The 18,357-nt window shown below is 35.1% G+C and carries 16 protein-coding genes; all 16 read left to right on the top strand.

All coding sequences use genetic code 11. The annotated features are described in order from the left end of the window. Window positions 1-5: 5 nt before the first annotated feature. The 16 genes from G634_RS0102720 to G634_RS0102800 all read left to right on the top strand — a co-directional run bounded on the left by G634_RS0102720 (window position 6) and on the right by G634_RS0102800 (window position 18,267). The gene (locus tag G634_RS0102720; protein ID WP_026504009.1) at window positions 6-1,274 is read left to right on the top strand and encodes a hypothetical protein; all 1,269 of its coding nucleotides are present in this window, start codon (window positions 6-8) and stop codon (window positions 1,272-1,274) included. Between the two features lie 166 nt (window positions 1,275-1,440). After that, window positions 1,441-2,874, top strand: a complete 1,434-nt coding sequence (gene purB, locus G634_RS0102725; protein WP_026504010.1) for an adenylosuccinate lyase — start codon at window positions 1,441-1,443, stop codon at window positions 2,872-2,874. 127 nt (window positions 2,875-3,001) lie between these two features. Then, on the top strand, window positions 3,002-3,949 hold the full coding sequence (locus G634_RS17735; RefSeq protein ID WP_051233640.1) for a glycoside hydrolase family 43 protein: 948 nt from the start codon (window positions 3,002-3,004) through the stop codon (window positions 3,947-3,949). 282 nt (window positions 3,950-4,231) lie between these two features. Then, complete coding sequence (locus G634_RS0102735; protein WP_026504011.1) at window positions 4,232-5,209, top strand: calcium/sodium antiporter; 978 nt, start codon at window positions 4,232-4,234, stop codon at window positions 5,207-5,209. 471 nt (window positions 5,210-5,680) lie between these two features. Further along, window positions 5,681-6,916, top strand: a complete 1,236-nt coding sequence (locus G634_RS0102740; RefSeq protein WP_242826752.1) for a BTAD domain-containing putative transcriptional regulator — start codon at window positions 5,681-5,683, stop codon at window positions 6,914-6,916. A 233-nt stretch (window positions 6,917-7,149) separates the two neighbouring features. Continuing rightward, complete coding sequence (locus tag G634_RS0102745) at window positions 7,150-7,971, top strand: DUF4422 domain-containing protein (RefSeq protein ID WP_026504013.1); 822 nt, start codon at window positions 7,150-7,152, stop codon at window positions 7,969-7,971. A 2-nt stretch (window positions 7,972-7,973) separates the two neighbouring features. After that, window positions 7,974-8,903: a LicD family protein gene (locus tag G634_RS17740; RefSeq protein ID WP_051233641.1), complete on the top strand. Its 930-nt coding sequence runs from the start codon at window positions 7,974-7,976 to the stop codon at window positions 8,901-8,903. After that, entirely contained in the window at window positions 8,900-9,622 is a 723-nt protein-coding gene (locus G634_RS0102755) for an IspD/TarI family cytidylyltransferase (protein ID WP_026504014.1), read from the top strand. Before G634_RS17740 ends, G634_RS0102755 begins: the two co-directional genes overlap by 4 nt. Before the next feature lie 16 nt (window positions 9,623-9,638). Continuing rightward, complete coding sequence (locus tag G634_RS0102760; RefSeq protein WP_035798655.1) at window positions 9,639-10,907, top strand: CDP-glycerol glycerophosphotransferase family protein; 1,269 nt, start codon at window positions 9,639-9,641, stop codon at window positions 10,905-10,907. A gap of 16 nt (window positions 10,908-10,923) precedes the next feature. Next, window positions 10,924-12,072, top strand: a complete 1,149-nt coding sequence (locus G634_RS0102765; RefSeq protein ID WP_196805274.1) for an acyltransferase family protein — start codon at window positions 10,924-10,926, stop codon at window positions 12,070-12,072. After that, the gene (locus G634_RS0102770; protein ID WP_026504017.1) at window positions 12,069-12,845 is read left to right on the top strand and encodes an ABC transporter permease; all 777 of its coding nucleotides are present in this window, start codon (window positions 12,069-12,071) and stop codon (window positions 12,843-12,845) included. The genes G634_RS0102765 and G634_RS0102770 overlap by 4 nt, the downstream gene beginning before the upstream one ends. 53 nt (window positions 12,846-12,898) lie before the next feature. Continuing rightward, on the top strand, window positions 12,899-14,992 hold the full coding sequence (locus G634_RS21850; protein ID WP_330364742.1) for an NAD-dependent epimerase/dehydratase family protein: 2,094 nt from the start codon (window positions 12,899-12,901) through the stop codon (window positions 14,990-14,992). Between the two features lie 175 nt (window positions 14,993-15,167). Continuing rightward, entirely contained in the window at window positions 15,168-15,389 is a 222-nt protein-coding gene (locus tag G634_RS0102785) for a hypothetical protein (protein ID WP_026504018.1), read from the top strand. A gap of 51 nt (window positions 15,390-15,440) precedes the next feature. Next, window positions 15,441-15,878 carry a hypothetical protein gene (locus G634_RS17750; protein ID WP_035798658.1) on the top strand — a complete coding sequence of 146 codons (438 nt, stop codon included), beginning with the start codon at window positions 15,441-15,443 and terminating at the stop codon, window positions 15,876-15,878. Between the two features lie 107 nt (window positions 15,879-15,985). Continuing rightward, entirely contained in the window at window positions 15,986-16,936 is a 951-nt protein-coding gene (locus G634_RS0102795; RefSeq protein ID WP_026504019.1) for a serine O-acetyltransferase, read from the top strand. A gap of 47 nt (window positions 16,937-16,983) precedes the next feature. Further along, complete coding sequence (locus tag G634_RS0102800) at window positions 16,984-18,267, top strand: M18 family aminopeptidase (RefSeq protein ID WP_026504020.1); 1,284 nt, start codon at window positions 16,984-16,986, stop codon at window positions 18,265-18,267. Window positions 18,268-18,357 lie beyond the last annotated feature (90 nt).

Genomic DNA, 18,357 nt, shown 5'->3' on the forward strand with positions numbered 1-18,357 from the left:
ACTATATGGGCTTTTTTGATTTTTTGCGAAAGAATGATGAAACATCAGAAGAAATGGATGCATCTTGGAATTTATTTGATGATGACGTGCCGGAGGAAGAAAGTAAAGAAAACGATGCTAGACTGGATGAAGTGATGACACCAACTGACAATTCGTCTTGGGATAAAGTTGTGATTTCAAGAGATGGTGTTAATATGCATGATCCTGTTCAAAGGCGAGAGTATATTGACGGATTATTGAAACAAATGGACGAGGGTGAACAGCAGCTAAATAACATGCAGTTTGATTATCGAACTGTGACAGGATATTTGCACGACATGGAGATATTAGATGCCTTATCCAAGGAAGATAAGGCTGACCTTGAAGCTGTTGCCACTAGGATTTTTGAAAGCCAGAAGCAAAGAGAAACTTTTCTTTCAAGAGAAGGAAAACTTACAACTGCCGAATACGATACAATTGATCTTATGCGAGGACACGAGGATGAAACTGTAAAAAAGATGGCTGATGCAGAAAATTATCAGAAAAAGATTCGTAAGGATTTGATGAAACTAGATGCAGAGAGGCTCTCCTACAGTGAACGTATGGAAATCGTAGACAAGGAACTTACTAATACAAGGCATTTGACTATATTTATTGCTATAGCTTTTTTTATTATAGTTTTTACATTATTCATCTGTCATATACTACTAGGACTTGATGTGGCTTTTGGATATATTATTGCTGTTTTGGCGGCAGCACTTTTTAGCGTTTTGCTGTATCAAAAACATATGGGATGCCTTGAAGAAAGAAAACAGGTACATGCAGCCAATGCCAAGCTTGTAAGGCTTCAGAATGCTGTAAAAGTCAGATATGTGAACAATACAAATCTAATGGATTTTCTTTATCTTAAGTATAATGTAACGCATAGCAGTCAATTAAAAGAACTTATATCGCGTTACAGAAAAGAAAGAGAAAGACAAAAGGAGTTTGAACTTGCAGAGAGAAATCTTGATCAGGATCAGAGGGAACTGCTTGCACTTTTAAAAAATGATGGGATACAGGAACCCGACATATGGCTTCATCAAACACAAGCTATCATAAATCACAATGAAGAAGTTGAGGTTAGACATAAGCTTATTACCGAAAGACAAACTCTTAGAAAGAGAATGAATTACAATAGGGAGAACGTAATAGCGGCAGCCAGAACTGAAATCGAGGATTTAGCAAGGGCATATCCAGCTTATGCAGATGTTATTTTGACTCAGGTGGCAAAACATCGTGGCGTAAGAATGTGAATATATAAATATATCATATTACTGCTTACTTGTCATATGATGAGTAAGCAGTAATATTGTAAAAAACGTTTGAATATTTGGTCAAAATCTCTTATAATTATCTACTGTATTTGATATACAGATTTATTTGAGTTTTATCTTTTTATTTTAGGAAGGAGCACTACAAATGGGTACAGATCGTTACATCAGTCCACTTTCTGAGCGTTATGCAAGTGGAGAAATGCAGTATATTTTTTCTGAGGATAAGAAATTCAGAACCTGGAGAAGGTTATGGATTGCACTTGCCGAGACAGAAAAGGAATTGGGACTTGATATAACAAGTGAACAGATTGACGAGATGAAGGCGCATCAGGATGATATTAATTACGATGTTGCTAGAGCTAGAGAGAAGGAAGTCAGACACGATGTTATGAGCCATGTGTATGCATTTGGTATGCAGTGTCCTAAGGCAAAACCAATTATTCACCTTGGTGCAACAAGTTGTTATGTTGGTGATAATACAGATATTATTATTATGACAGAAGGCCTTAAACTTGTACGCAAAAAGCTTATTAATGTAATTGCAAAGCTTTACAGGTTTGCAGATGAATATAAGAATCTTCCAACTCTTGCATTTACACATTTTCAGCCGGCACAGCCAACAACAGTTGGAAAACGTGCTTCATTATGGCTTCAGGATTTTACTTATGATTTAGAAGATCTTGATTATGTTATAAATAATATGAAGCTTCTTGGATGTAAGGGTACAACAGGTACACAGGCTTCTTTCCTTGAACTGTTCGAAGGTGATTTGGATAAAGTTGATCAGATTGATAAACTTATTGCTTCTAAAGTGGGTTTTGATAAATGTGTTAGCGTTTCAGGTCAGACCTATACACGTAAGATTGATATGCGTGTAATAAATGTTTTGGGCTCAATTGCAGCTTCAGCTTCTAAAATGGCACAGGATATAAGACTTCTTCAGCATCTTAAAGAGGTTGAAGAGCCATTCGAAAAGAAGCAGATTGGTTCTTCTGCAATGGCATATAAGCGTAATCCTATGAGAAGTGAGCGTATTTGTTCTCTTGCTCGTTATGTCCTCATCGATACTTTGAATCCGGCTATTACTGATGTTTCACAGTGGTTTGAAAGAACACTTGATGATTCAGCTAATAAGCGTCTGTCCATACCGGAAGGATTCCTTGCTACTGATGGTATTCTTGATTTATGTTTGAATGTAGTTGATGGACTTGTAGTATATCCTAAGGTTATTAATAAGCGTCTTATGAGTGAACTTCCGTTTATGGCTACTGAGAATATCATGATGGATGCAGTTAAAGCTGGTGGAGATCGTCAGGAACTACACGAAAGGATTCGCGAGCTTTCTATGGAAGCTGGCAAGAATGTCAAGGTTGAGGGAAAAGAGAATAATCTCTTGGAACTTATAGCGGCAGATCCGGCATTTCATCTTTCTCTTGAAGATCTTGAGAAATCAATGGATCCACAGAAATATGTCGGATGCAGTGCACATCAGGTTGAGAAGTTCCTTAATGATGTAGTAAAACCTATTCTTGACGAGAATAAAGAAGATCTTGGTTTACAGGCTGAAATTAATGTCTAATTAAAGATTTATTATACAGGCAAAAAAAGAGTGGATTTTTTTCCGCTCTTTTTGTTATAAAAATATATTGTTCGAAAAAAGTCATATATTGTGATTTTTTTCGAACACAATTATCTTAGGGGGTATTATGACAAACAGTGTTGCTGCAGAAAGAAAAACTTTTTGTGAAAATCCTATTATTAAGGACATTTACACGGCAGATCCGGCGCCATTTGTGTATGGAGATACACTTTATCTTTACACAACACATGACGAAGATGAACTTGTAAATGATTTTTACACCATGTATGACTGGAGATGCTTTTCTACAAAAGACATGGTGAATTGGACTGATCATGGTTCAATCTTTTCATTGGATGATATAAGGTGGGCAGATGACAGAGCATGGGCTCCTCAGGCTGTTGAAAGAAATGGCAAGTTCTACCTTTATTGCCCTGTTCACAAGAAAGACGGAGGAATGGCTATAGCGGTTGGGGTATCGGATAACCCGACTGGTCCATTCAAGGATATGGGACATCCTCTTGTGGATGAGGGAGATTGGAATGATATTGATCCAACAGTTTTCATTGATGATGATGGACAGGCTTATTTATATTTTGGTAATCCTGAATTAAGATACGTTTTATTGAATGAAGATATGATTTCAATTAATGAAGAAGTTGGAGTGGTGAAAATTCCAATGACAGAAGAATCTTTTGCAAAGGGAGCGCACATGACAGGTACTTCTTATGCAGAAGGACCATGGTTTTATAAGAGAGAAGGCTTGTATTACATGGTTTATGCTGCTTTTGGAGAGAACAAGAAGGTGGAGAGTCTAGCATATTCAACATCTAAGAATGCAACAGGGCCATGGGTATATGGTGGAGTTTTGATGACAGAAGAAGGTGGAACTTTCACTAACCATCCTGGAATTGCTGATTTCAAAGGACATTCATATCTTTTTTATCATACAGCAGAACTACCTGGAGGAAGCCTGTTTCATAGAAGTGTATGTGTAGCTGAGTTTACATATAATAAAGATGGCAGTATAACGACCATAGAAAAATGTAACGGAGTTAATATCATTGATGCTTGACTTTTTTGAATATGTCTTGTAGTATTGAAAATAGGTAATTAGGGAGTAGCTTGCACGTTTTTACGTGTAACATATTATCGTCAGTACGAGAAGATGTTTCTCCGGAATATGTTGTTAAGAAGCGAGACTATTACTGCAAATTGTATGTTTGCAGTAATAGTCTCTTTTTTTCTAGGCTTTTTTCATTCTGCTCCCATAAAAAAGCGCGTCTAACTCATTATAAGATTTAATGACAATAATTCTATAATGGTAAGTACGCATATCTTAGATAAGGAGAAGATGATGGTTGTTCTAAATTTATTGATTCTAGTGGTGGGTTTTTATGCGCTTATTAAGGGCGCAGATTTGTTTGTGGATGGAAGTTCTGCACTTGCAAAGAATTTCAAAGTTCCGGGAGTTATAATCGGATTGACGATAGTTGCACTTGGAACAAGTGCTCCCGAGCTTGCGGTTAGTACTTCTGCAGCTCTTTCAGGTTCAAATGAAATTGCAATAAGCAACGTTGTTGGATCGAATATTTTTAATCTTATAGTAGTCCTTGGAGTGTGTGCAGTTATTCATTCAGTGCCAGTTGACACGATTATTTTGAAGAGAGATTTTCCATTTACTATTATTATTACGTTGCTTGTGCTTTTTGGGACAAGTTTTTCATCAATTGCAAATGGTTCTTTTTTGAAGATGAATATGAGCGATAATGCAGGAAATGTAACAAGAGCACTTGCTATTTTATTGCTTGTTATTTTTGTTGCATATATTGTATATCTAATTATTGATGCAAAGAGACATCCGGTTCAGGAAGAAGAAATTGAATCACAGCCGGTTTGGAAATGTTTCCTTCTTATTGTTATAGGATTGGTTCTTATTGTGGCAGGAGGACAGGCTGTTGTTTATAGTGCCAAAGAAATTGCTAGAGCAGCTGGAATGACAGAGACACTAATAGGACTTACAGTAGTTGCACTTGGAACTTCACTTCCGGAGCTTGTTACATCAATTGTTGCAGCCAAAAAAGGTGAAACAGGAATGGCAGTAGGAAACGTTGTAGGATCAAATTTGTTTAACCTTATGTTTATTCTTGGAGTATCATCTGCTATTCATCCTATTGGGGTAAACGTAGCATCTGTATTTGATATGCTTATTTTAGTTGCAATCAGCCTTATAACATATGTTTTTGCTATTACCAAGAAGAACATTAATAGAGTTGAAGGCTTAATAATGGTTGCTATGTATATTGCTGATGTAGCATTTGCTATTATGAGATAAATATTGTTTTTGCTGAGAAGTGAGTGGAGTTTTTTATTAAGAGTTTTGCTGGAATAATTTTTAAAAAATATATTTTGGTTTGATATGGTTCTTGATTTTCATGATGAAAAACAAAAATCTATGACTTCTTGCTGAGATTTAGGATAATCATCAGCAAGAATCCTGCTTCGCAGGACAAAATTTGTCTTAACGACAAATTTTGGTCTGGTACGGTTTTGGGTTTTCCTGATGAAAACCAAAACCTATGGCTTCTTGCTGAGATTTAGGATAATCATCAGCAAGAATCCTGCTTCGCAGGACAAAATTTGTCTTAACGACAAATTTTGGTCTGGTACGGTTATTGATTTTCCTGATGAAAACAATAACCTATGATAAATAGATAATTCGTGCTATACTTAAAACGACTGTTTGTTGCAAAAAAAGCAAGTGTAACTGGAATCGTTAATGGACTAGAAGGGGAGAAGGCAGGTTATGGAACATAAAATGGATGAGAAGAAAGTTCTTCATGTAAGAATGTTAGGACATTTTTCACTCACCTATGATGGACACGAAGTAACGCCGGGGCGAAATAACGCATCCAAATTCACTCAATTGTTGCAGATTGTATGGCTTCAGGGAGATAAGGGAGTTTCTAAGGATGAACTTGTTAATGCTCTTTATGGCGAAGATGAGACTAGTAATATAAGTAATAGTTTCAATAATCTATTGTATCAGATGCGCAAACAGATGGTAGCAGCAGGGCTTCCATCTAAAGCTTATGTTAAAAAGCAAAAAAAGATTTTTATAATTGATCAGGAAGTTCCAGTATGGATAGATGTCTTAGAGTTTAGAAAACATTATCGTCTTGGACTAAATGCAATGTCTGAACCGGAGCGTTATCAGCATTATAGAGAAGCTTTTGATTTGTATCAGGGAGAGTTATTACCAGCTTTATCTACAGAGACATGGGTAATAATGGAGTCTGTGTCCTTAAGAAAAGAGTTTGGAGAAGTAGCAAAATGGCTTGGAAAATATCTCCAGGAGCAAAAAGAATATGATCAGGCCTTTAGAATTTATGGAAGAGCTGCTGATATATATCCTGAAGATGATTGGCAAGTTGGTCAGATTGAAAGTTTACTTAATAAAGGGGACTATAAAGGTGCTTTGTCAGTCTATGACAAAACCGTTGAATATTATACAGGCACATTAGGAATTTCAGTTCCTGAAAAACTCCTTGCTGTTTATCATAAGATGAGCGAAAGGATAGATAATGCGCCAGGACAGATTCATGAGATTCAGGAAGAAATGGTTGAAGATAGAAAATCTGTTCAGGAAGACGAAAATGGTGCATATGATTGCTCATATCCAAGCTTTATTGATGCATATCATATTTTGTCGAGAAATATGGAACGAACTGGATATTCTGTCTATATGATGTTGTGTACACTTGTTGATTATGAAGGAAAGATGATCCGCAATCAGGACAAACTAAAAATTCGAAGTGAAGCTTTATTTCAGTCTATAAGAACTACACTTCGAAGGGGAGACACGTTCACAAAATATTCAAATAGTCAGTTCCTTATTTTGCTAGTCGGAACTAGTCAGGAAGATTGTGATATTATTTATAGAAGGATGAATAAAAAACTTAAAGAAATTGCAGGACCAAGAGCGGATTTCAAGTATAGCGTGGTTTCTTTGGCTCAACTTCCAAAGATGAATGATGACTGAAAACATAAAAAAGGATAAAAAAATTTAAGGTTTCGTGTTCACAGTTTGTTCACAGACTATTAAAATTAACGAAAATTTTATCAAAAAAAATTTACTTTTGGCAGAATTGTTAATGACATAATTTCGACTTTGTGTTATATTTACCTTTAGTCAGAGTTTGAAAATTTGATAATGGGGGTGCGTTGCTGACGTAAATGAAGCAGTAACGGCTTTTAACTGGCTAGAGGATAATTATGAAAAAAAACCAAACTGTAAAGATACTTGTGGCTACCCAGAAAAAGTACTGGATGCCAAAAAGCAAAATGTATATTCCGATGCAAGTTGGAGCTGTGAACATGAAAGATAAACAGGGTAATCCTGTTGATCTTGGCTACCAAAAGGACGATATCGGAGATAATATTTCAGAAAAAAATCCATTATACTGTGAACTAACAGCTCTTTATTGGGCTTGGAAGAACATGGATACGGATTATATTGGACTTTGCCATTATAGACGTTATTTTGGCGGCCAGCGTAGTAACAGAAATCCTAAGGGAAGAGTTCTTTTGCGTAGAGAGATTCAGCCTATGCTTGGAAAGTATAGAGTATTTCTCCCAGCCAAGAGACATTATATTATAGAGTCATTGTATTCTCACTATCAACATACTCATTACATTGAGCATTTGTATGTGACAAGAGGAATTATTTCACAGAAATATCCCGAATACATCGAAATCTATGACAAAGTACTTCGCCAGACAAGCGGCCATATGTTCAACATGATGATTATGGATAAAGAACTTCTGAACGAGTATTGCGAATGGCTTTTCTCAATCCTTTTTGAATTAGAGAAAAAAATCGATGTTCGCCAGATGTCTAATTTCCAGGGGCGTTATTGTGGAAGAGTGAGCGAGATTATTTTTAATGTTTGGCTTAACTATCAAATAGAGACTGGAAGAATCAGTAAAGATGAAGTTAAGATTCTTCCGTATGTGTATATGGAAAAGGTTGACTGGCTTAAAAAGGTTTCTAGATTCCTTAGAGCTAAGCTTTTCCATGAAAAATATGAAGTGTAATTATGAGTTCCTTGAATTTTTCAACTGTAAATGCATTTAAGCATATATCTGATGCTGGAAGCGTGGTATTAAATAACGAGGAATTGCTTCAGCTTCAGAAGACGCTGAATGCTATTCTTGAAGACATAGTTTCTGTATGCGACGAACATAATCTTACGTATACACTTGGCGGCGGTTCAGCTCTTGGAGCTGTTCGCCACCATGGCTTTATTCCATGGGATGATGATATTGATATTAATATGCCAAGAAAAGATTATGATAAGTTTATTCCACTTTTCAGAGCAAAATTTAAAAATAAATATTGGATTCATACGCCAAAAGATACAAAAGGTTTTAATCTTCTACTTTCGAGAATAAGATTAAAAGGTACAAGTGTTGTTACAAGAGAAGATTTTGCCAACAAAGAAGCTGGCGCTTTTGTAGATCTTTTCGTCATTGAAAATACTTTTAACAATGCATTTCTCCGCGCAATTCATGGTATTGGATGTAATGGATTGGGATTTTTGGTATCCTGTCGTAAGTTTTACAGGGATAGAAAACAAATGATGTCTATTGCCCAAAATGCCGGAAATAAGCATTTGACAAAAATTTTCAAATTGAAGATAATAATAGGATTCATGATATCATGGTTGCCAATGGATAGATGGGTAAAGATTGGTGATTCATGGAATAGAATTTGTAAGAATAATAAATCTCGTTATGTTACTGTTCCTACCGGACGAAAATACTTTTTTGGAGAAATGTATCGAAGAGAAGATATTTGCAAAACAAGAAATGTGCGGTATGATGGTAAATTGTATAAAGTTCCGAGAAACATAAAATTGTATCTAAGAAACTTATACGGAGATTATATGAAACTTCCGGATCCCGATTCAATTGAGAAACACGTATTTTTTGAACCGTTCTATCTGGAAAAAGGAGATAATAAATGAATGTAGCACTTATTTTTGCTGGCGGTACTGGTACTAGAATGAATACCAAGGCTGTTCCAAAGCAGTTTCTTATGCTTTATGGCAAACCTCTTATTATTTATACATTGGAAAAATTTGAGAATCATCCTGAGATTGATGGTATAGTAATATCTTGTCTGGATGCATGGATTCCTCAGATGAAAAAATATTGTGAAAAATATGAAATTACAAAGGTTCGCTCAATAGTTCCTGGTGGTTCAACGGGTCAGGAATCTATTTATCACGGTCTTAAGTCTATTTCGTCTATGTATAGTGATGATGCAGTAGTACTTATTCATGATGGTGTAAGACCGCTTGTTGATCCAGATACAATAACAAGTGCAATTGAGAAAACAAATGAAAAGGGAAATGCCGTTACAGTAACACCTGCAATCGAAACTATCTTCCTTGATAATGAGGCAGATGGCGAAGTTGGACGTATTATTGATCGTAAGAAATGTCTTATGGCAAGAGCTCCTCAGTGTTTTAAACTTGGAGAAATCATGGAGGCTCACCAGAAAGCTATTAGTGAGAATAGAAATGATTTTATTGATTCAGCCAGTATGATGAAAGAATATGGACATAAACTCTTTACGATAGAAGGAAAGGCTGAGAATATTAAAATTACCACGCCGATTGATTTCTATTTATTCCGTGCAATCATCGATGCACGCGAAAATTCACAGATATTCGGTTTATAATGGGAGGAGTATATTAATGCCAGTAGTTGAAATTGTTAAAAGAAAAGCTAAAAGAATGTATCCTGCGGCGGTAGAAGGAAGATTTTTTAAGCGTCTGGGAGTTGCTTGGAAACAAACAAAGACTTGGGTAGATAGAAGAATTGGATATGAAAACAGAAAGATTCTTTCTGAGAATACACCAGTTATTTATAATCAGATAATGTTTATTACTTTTAACCATAGTTATTCTTGTAACCCTAAGTACATTTGTGAAGAACTTATTCGGAGAAATGCAGATGTAGAAATATATTGGGGAGTTACTAATATGAATACTCGTGGCGGAGTACCAGATCTTCCTAATGTTCATGTTGTTAAGATGAACAGCTATGAGTATTTTGAAGCTGCATGTTCTTCAAGAGTTATTATTATTAATTCGCTATTAGGAGACAAGTTTTATCCGTTCCCAGTTAAGAAAGAACAGAGAGTATTTGAAACATGGCATGGCAGTCTTGGAATCAAGCGATTTGACCTTGCTCACTATAATACAAATCTTTCATGGCCTGAAGCTGCAAAGAGAACAGGTAAGCTTACCAATTACTGTATTTCAAATTCCAAGTTTGAAGAAGATGTTTTTCGTGAGACATTCTGGCCACAGACAAAGATTATGCGTCTTGGTCATGCCAGAAATGATATTTTCTTTGACACCTATAAATCACGTCGTGCGCAGTGGAAGAAAGACTTCTTTGATGCACATGATTTGAAGGAAGGTACAAAGCTTGCACTTTATGCACCAACCTTCCGTGATACGCATAACTTCGAAGTATATGATTTGAATGCTGAAAAGGTTGTAAAGGCATTAGAAGATCGTTTTGGCGGAGAATGGAAGCTTCTTCTTCGTTATCATGACAATGATAAAAAGAATGAGAAAACACAAAATAAGCTTAAGTCCGAAAGTGTAATCGATGTTACAGATCTTCCGGATATTCAGGAACTTCTTTCTTTTGTTGATTGTGGTATCACAGACTATTCTTCATGGATTTATGATTTTATTCTTGGCAGAAAGCCTGGATTTATCTATGCAAGAGATGTAGAAGTTTATAATAATGAGCGTGGTTTTTATTTCAAACTTGAAGAGTCTCCATTCCCTGTTGCTTCTAGCAATGAGCAAATGCTGGAGAATATTGCAAAGTTTGATGAAGATTTATATCAGCAGAAAGTTACTGACTTCCTTAATGAAAAAGGTTGTATGGATGATGGTTATGCAAGTAGAAGAATTGCAGATCGTTTGATGAAGCTGCTTGGTTGATTTGGATGAAATGACTATGACTGTTTTAAAAAGTGATAGTGCAAGAGAAAATGCAGCTTTGCAGTTTCGTCAAAGCAAAAAGAGAAATGGCAGGATTGATTTTCTGCGATTTCTCTTTGCATTTATTGTTTTAATGCACCATTCTAGATATCTTCTCGGAGATGACAACTGTTATTTCCTTGGAGGTTCACTAGGAGTTGAGTTCTTTTTTCTGGTGTCTGGCTACTTGATGATGGCATCACTTGAAAAAATAATTCAAAAAAATGGTGTAGAAATAAAGGAAAAAAATCTTGCATATGAAACAATAGAGTTTATAAAAAGAAAAATAACATCGATCCTTCCGCAATATCCAATTGCTTGGTTTATTGGATTTTGCGTTGTGATGTTTTTACATGAGTATTCTTTAAAAAAAGCTGCTAGAAAATTTGTGGCATACTTTTGGGAATTTTCATTGATGAAAATGACCGGAATATTCGAAAACGGGATAGATGGTGTAATTTGGTATATTTCAGCTATGCTCATATCTATGGCTATATTGTATCCTTTGATCAGGAAATGGCCAGAAATGATGAGAATGATTTTATGTCCTCTTATAGCTTTGATGCTTCTTGGAATAACATGTGGATTGGATGGAAATCCAAGAAACCCAACAAAGTGGTATGGCATAATTTATAAGGGAAATTTGCGGGCATTTGCTGAAATATGTCTTGGAATTACAATGTTTCGTATAACACAGAGAATAAAAAAGGTCGATTGGACTTTGTTCTCGAAAATTTTATTTGAAACTATTCAGATTTTGTGCTATGTTTCTTCAATAATCTACATGTATTATGACAAACCCGGAAAACAAGACTATTTTTACATGTTTTTGTTATACATAGCGGTTTCACTTTCTTTTGCTCAGGTTGGAATACTCTCGAAATTATTTAATAATTCTCTGAGTTATTTTTTGGGAAGAATAAGTACAGCAATATTCTTTTCGCATATATATTATGCACAGAACCTTAATATGATACTTCCTGACAACCTTGGTAAAAATGAGAAAATGTTTATTTATATTGCATGCAGCATTGTTACTGCAATAATTGTTGAGTATCTCTCCTTTATTTGGAGAAAGTATTCCTGTGCAGATAGAATAAACAGGATATTTGTGAGGAAATTATGAGTAAGATGATAACGTTGTACAAAAAATATCAGTTTCTTTTTGAGGAATTGGTAAAACGTGATTTTAAGCAGAAGTATAAGAGGAGTATTTTAGGAATGGGGTGGAGTATTCTTTCTCCTCTTTTGTCCCTTCTTGTTATGTATGTAGTATTTTCCAGACTTTTTGGTCATAGAATGGAACATTATGTAACTTACCTTTTCTCTGGTCAGTTAGTCCTTTCTTATTACAAGGAATCTACCAAAAATGGAATGACCAGTTTAGTAAATAATGCAAAAATTTTTACTAAAATAAATGTGCCAAAATATATGTTCTTATTGTCTAAAAATGTATCCGCTTTGGTTAATTTTGGTTTGACTTTACTTGTTTATTTTGTATTTTGCGCTTTTGATGGTATAACATTTCATCCTCAGCAGCTTTTGTTTTTCTTTCCGGTTTTATGCCTTCTTTTATTGAATATTGGGGTAGGTCTTATTTTATCGGCAATGTTTGTGTTTTTTAGAGATGTTCGTTATCTTTATGATGTACTTCTTACACTTTTGACATACGTTTCTGCGATATTCTATTCAGTTGATAAGTTTGGTGAAGTTGGTAAGCAGCTGTTTTTGTTAAATCCAATATATGTCTATATCAAATATATACGTTTGATAATGATTGATGGTATTATACCTTCACTTTCATATCATGGATTATGCGTATTATATGCTGCATTTTATTTGGGTATAGGTGGTTATATCTATAAGAAGAATAATCATGCATTCTTATACTATTTATAATTATTAGTGGATTATGTGTAAAACAGCAACGTATTTTTTGAAAAGAGGCTAGTATGTCTGTAATTGAATGTAATAATGTAAGTATCAGATACATAACCGGAGATTTTAAAGCAATAGGTTTAAAGGAATATGTAATAAGACATTTAACCGGTAAATATAAAGTTAAAGAGTTTTGGGCAGACAAAGATGTCACCTTTAGGCTTGAAAAGGGAGACATGCTTGGAATAATTGGAAGTAATGGAGCTGGAAAATCTACTCTATTAAAGGCAATAACAGGCATTATGGTTCCAACTTATGGCGATTTGCATACAAAAGGAAATATTGCTGCATTACTTGAACTTGCAAGTGGATTTGATGGCGATATGACTGTAAGAGAAAATACTTATCTTAGAGGCGCACTTCTTGGGTATACAAGGGAATTCCTTGATGAAAAGTATGATGAGATTATTAGATTTGCTGAGCTTGAAGATTTCCAGGAATATGAGTTCAAACAGCTTTCATCAGGTATGAAGAGCCGTCTTGCATTTGCAATTGCCTGTCTTGTTAATCCGGATATTATTATTCTTGATGAAGTTTTGTCAGTTGGAGATGGAGCTTTTCGTAAGAAATCTGGCGATAAGATGAAAGAAATTCTTAATAGTGGTGTTACAGGACTTCTTGTAAGTCATAGTATTTCTCAAGTTAGAGAATTGTGTAATAAGATTTTGTGGCTTGATCATGGAAAACAGATTGCTTTTACTGATGATGTAGAGCACTATTGTGATGCATATGAAGAGTTTCTAATGACTAAGAAACTTCCAAAGAGTGCAGCTGATATCGATAAACTTGCTGAAGGCTATAAAGTACGTAAGCTTCAGGAAGAGCAGGAAAAAGAAGCTCAAGAAATTGAAAGAGCTAGAAAAAAACTTGAAAAAATCGAGAAAGATAGTGCAAAAAAAGCTGAAGCAAAGAAGAAGGCAGAAGATAATAAGAAATCAGAATCTGATAATAAGGCAACTAGTACAAAGTCTGTGAAGGAATTTGAAGTTAAAATCGATGATTATGATTTGATTTTGGAAAGCCCAGATGATGCATTTCTTCAGGAGGATTTAGAAAAAACAGCAAATTATGATAAGATTCCTTTTGAAATGCTTAAAGATTCCCAGATTCTTGTTACAGGTGCAACAGGTCTTGTAGGTTCGCAGATGGTCAAGAGTCTTGCAGCAATGAATCGTATAAAGAAGCTTAATATGAGGATTCTTGCCCTTGTTAGAAATGAGAAAAAAGCAAAAGAAATCTATGGAGATTTGCTTACAAGAAGCGATATTCTTCTTGTTAATGCAGATCTTAATGATAAGGAACAACTTGTTGTAGGTGTTAAGTCTGCACTTCAGGAAGATAGGAAGTTCTATGTTATTCATGGAGCAGCAGTTACTACTTCGAAGACAATGATAGAACAACCTGTCGGAACAATTGATACATCTCTTAGAGGGACTGAAAGTATCCTTAAACTTGCTTCAGAATGCAATGTTGCATCTTTTGTATATCTTTCATCAATGGAAGTATATGGAACATGGGATGGAAGCAGCATTGTTACAGAAGATAAGATGGGATATGTTGACCCGATGGCCGTTAGAAGTAATTATCCTTTAACCAAAAGAATGTGCGAAAACATGTGCATTGCATATAATAAGCAAAATGGTGTACCTGTAAAGATTGCACGTTTATCACAAACTTTTGGAGCAGGTACTCTTCCTAAGGAAAATCGTGTGTTTGCTCAATTTGCAAAGAGTGCAATGCATAAAAAGGATATCGTACTTCATACTAAGGGGCAGTCTGAAGGAAATTATTGCTATACCGCAGATACAATAAGAGCGCTTCTTATCATTCTTTTAAAAGGAGAAAATGCAAGTGCCTATAATATCAGTAATGAATCTACTCATACTACTATTGCCGGAATGGCTAAGTTTGTTGCAGAGAAACTTGCTGATAATAAGATTAAAGTTATATTTGATATTCCAGAAGAAAATACTTTTGGTTATGCAGCGGATACTAAGATGAAACTTTCAAGTAAGAAACTTCAATCTCTTGGATGGAATCCAGAGTATGATCTTGAAACTGCATATAATCGAATGATTGGAAGTATGCGTGAACGCGGAATTGATTAAAATATGTAAAAAAGGCATCGAAAGAATTTTCGGTGCTTTTTTTATCACAAAAAATGTTGAAAATATGATATTTTTTGTGATGAATGTTTTGTTATATTAATAACATAGATATCTAAGATATCGAAAAATTAAGGGGAAAAGTTGTGAAATAACTTGAAATAGGAGGAGATTTACCATGAGCATGCAAAGGCAACATGGAAATAGAGATGGAAAAGGAACATTTATCGTTGAAATCAGACACCAAGATGGGGATACTTGGCAAGGTAAAGTGACTTGGGCAGAAGGAAATAGGCGCGAAAATTTTCGTAGTACGCTAGAACTTATGAAAATGATGGATTCTGCAGTTAATTCAGTAGTCGAAAATGATGATTTTGATGAGCGATATTCAACGCTTTGATTGTCCCAAAACTAATTGAATAAAAAAGTAATAATAAGACAGGAGAAGTGAATGAAAGAAATGCTTTATGCACCAAATCTTGTTAGCATAGGAGTTGATGGAAAAACAGCAGGAGACTACTATGGTAGATTATGGATACCGTATGCGGAAGAGGCTGAGAATTTTTCTGGAATGAAACAGCTTCTTATGATGCTTGATGATCAGTATGACAAATGGAATTATCCTCAAAGGTCAGTAAATTATCGTAGTTTAGTGAAAAAAGCGGACGAAACAACTAATGAAGAAAAAATAAATAACAAATTTCTTTTTGTTGAAAAAGTCAATGATATGCAGCAGAAACGGGGAAAAATGGCAACCTTTGTCGTACAGGTTAAGTATAGACAACGAGCGACTTGGCAAGGGGAAGTAATATGGTCAGAAAAGGATACTAAAGAAAGCTTTTTGAGTGCTTGGGATTTAGTGAAAAAAATAGATAAGTATTGTAATTAAATGTTAGCCATAGAGACATTCTCTATGGCTTTTGCTTTAAATTGTTAGAGTATTCTGCTATAATTCAATCATAGTTTGAATAATGCTTGATTGGAAAAGAGGAAATAATGGAAAATAGTTATAACATTGATCATATCATCAAAGTTATTCTTCAAGACTATGATAAAGGGCGCGATGTAGACAAAATGGATGCATTTGCCCAGCCTGATAAGAAGGCAATTGAGGACATAACAAATAAACTATTGAATGTGATTTTTCCGGGATATTATAGAGATAAGTTTTATAAAAGCTTTAATGATCGTAACCGCATTTCTGTTCTTATAGAAGATGTGATTTATAATTTGGAAAAACAGATTACTATAGCGCTTAATTATCACAAAGATTTTGAAGATACAGATGAACAGCTAAGAAAAAATGCAGCCAGACATTTGACTTCAGCATTCGGTGAAAGAATACCGGTTATTAGAGAATACGTAGATACAGATGTTCAGGCTACTTTTGATGGAGATCCAGCTGCTTATGGTAAAGAAGAAATAGTTCTATGTTATCCAGGACTCTTAGCAACGACAATTAATCGAATTGCACATGAACTGTTTTTGCTAAAAGTTCCATTTATTCCAAGAATGATGACAGAATATGCGCATAGCAGAACAGGAATTGATATTCATCCTGGAGCTACAATCGGAAAATATTTTATGATAGACCATGGAACTGGTGTAGTAGTAGGAGAAACATCTATTATCGGTGCAAATGTTAAAGTTTATCAGGGAGTAACAATCGGTGCGTTATCTACAAAAGGCGGACAAGCATTGAAGGGCGCAAAGAGGCATCCTACAATCGAAGATAATGTAACTCTATATTCAGGAGCATCAATTTTGGGTGGTCAGACAGTAATTGGTCATGATAGCATAATTGGCTCGAACTGTTTTATTACTGCATCAGTACCACCACAGACAAGAGTGACCATTCGAAATCAGGAACTTCTTTATAAAGATGGCAACGGAAAGGAATGTACATCCGATGAGTTTCATCAGGGAGCCTGTTGGGGGACGCCATAAGCTTTGATTTTTAATAAATGATATATAATTTTTTTAGGAGTAAAGAAATGTTTAGTGAAGTAACAAAAGAAATGCTTGATTTTATTGACGCATCACCAAGCTGCTACCATGTAGTAGAAAACCTTGCAAAAGAACTTGATAAAGCTGGTTTTACAAAGCTTGATGAGAAAGAAGAATGGAAACTTGAATCAGGAAAGTCATATTATGTGACAAGAAATGGTTCATCTATTATTTCCTTTAAACTTCCAGTAAAGGATTATAAGGGATTTCGCTTTATGGCAAGTCACAGCGATTCACCTTCTTTTAAAATAAAAGAAAACCCTGAAATGGTAACAGAAAAGGCATATGTACGCCTGAATGTTGAAGGATATGGCGGAATGCTTGATGCACCTTGGTTTGACAGACCGCTTTCAATAGCAGGAAGAGTTTTAACTGTGGAGAATGGACATATTAAGAGCCGTCTTGTAAATGTAGATAAAGACCTCTTGATGCTTCCATCTCTCGCAATTCATATGAATAGAGAAGCTAATAAAGGATATAGCTATAATGCACAGAAAGATATGCAGCCAATATTTGGTGATGAAGAAGCAAAGGATTGTTTTTGGAAGATAATCGCAGACGCAGCTGGAATTGAAGAAAAAGACATCTTTGGTAGTGATTTATTCTTATATAACAGAGTAAAACCAACAACATGGGGTGCTAATGGCGAGTATATATCTTCTTCAAGGCTTGATGATCAAGAATGTGTTTATACTACGTTTAAAGGATTTATGAGCGCAAAAGCAAAAGAATATGTGCCTGTTCATGTTGTATTTGATAATGAAGAAGTTGGAAGTGGTACAAAACAGGGTGCTGCATCAACATTCCTTAAAGATACACTTGAAAGAATAAATGAATCCCTTGGAAAATCAAGACAGGAATATCATATGGCTCTTGCAAATAGTTTCATGGTATCTGCTGATAATGCACATGCAGTTCACCCAAACTATACAGATAAAGCAGACCCTGTTAACCGCCCTGTTATGAATAAAGGCATTGTCATTAAATTTAATGCAAATCAGAAATATACAACTGATGGTGTTTCACAGGCGTTTTTTAGAACAGTATGTGAAAACGCAGATGTTCCATATCAGATTTTTACTAATAGAAGTGATATGCCAGGCGGTTCAACACTTGGAAACATATCTACTACCCAAGTGGCAATCAATACAGTTGATATAGGACTTGCACAGCTTGCAATGCACTCACCATATGAGACAGCTGGTGCAAAAGATCCTGTTTATCTTGCTAAAGTTTCTAAAGAGTTCTACGAAGCGGATATTGAACTCTAAAAATATATGCAAGTTGCCACAAAAGAAAAGATAAAGTATAATATTATTAGTGCGTTTGTACTATTTTTTCTAAAAATATAAGAGGAAAGC

Origin of the sequence: Butyrivibrio sp. NC3005 (genome assembly GCF_000424545.1) — a bacterium.
GTDB lineage: Bacteria > Bacillota > Clostridia > Lachnospirales > Lachnospiraceae > Butyrivibrio.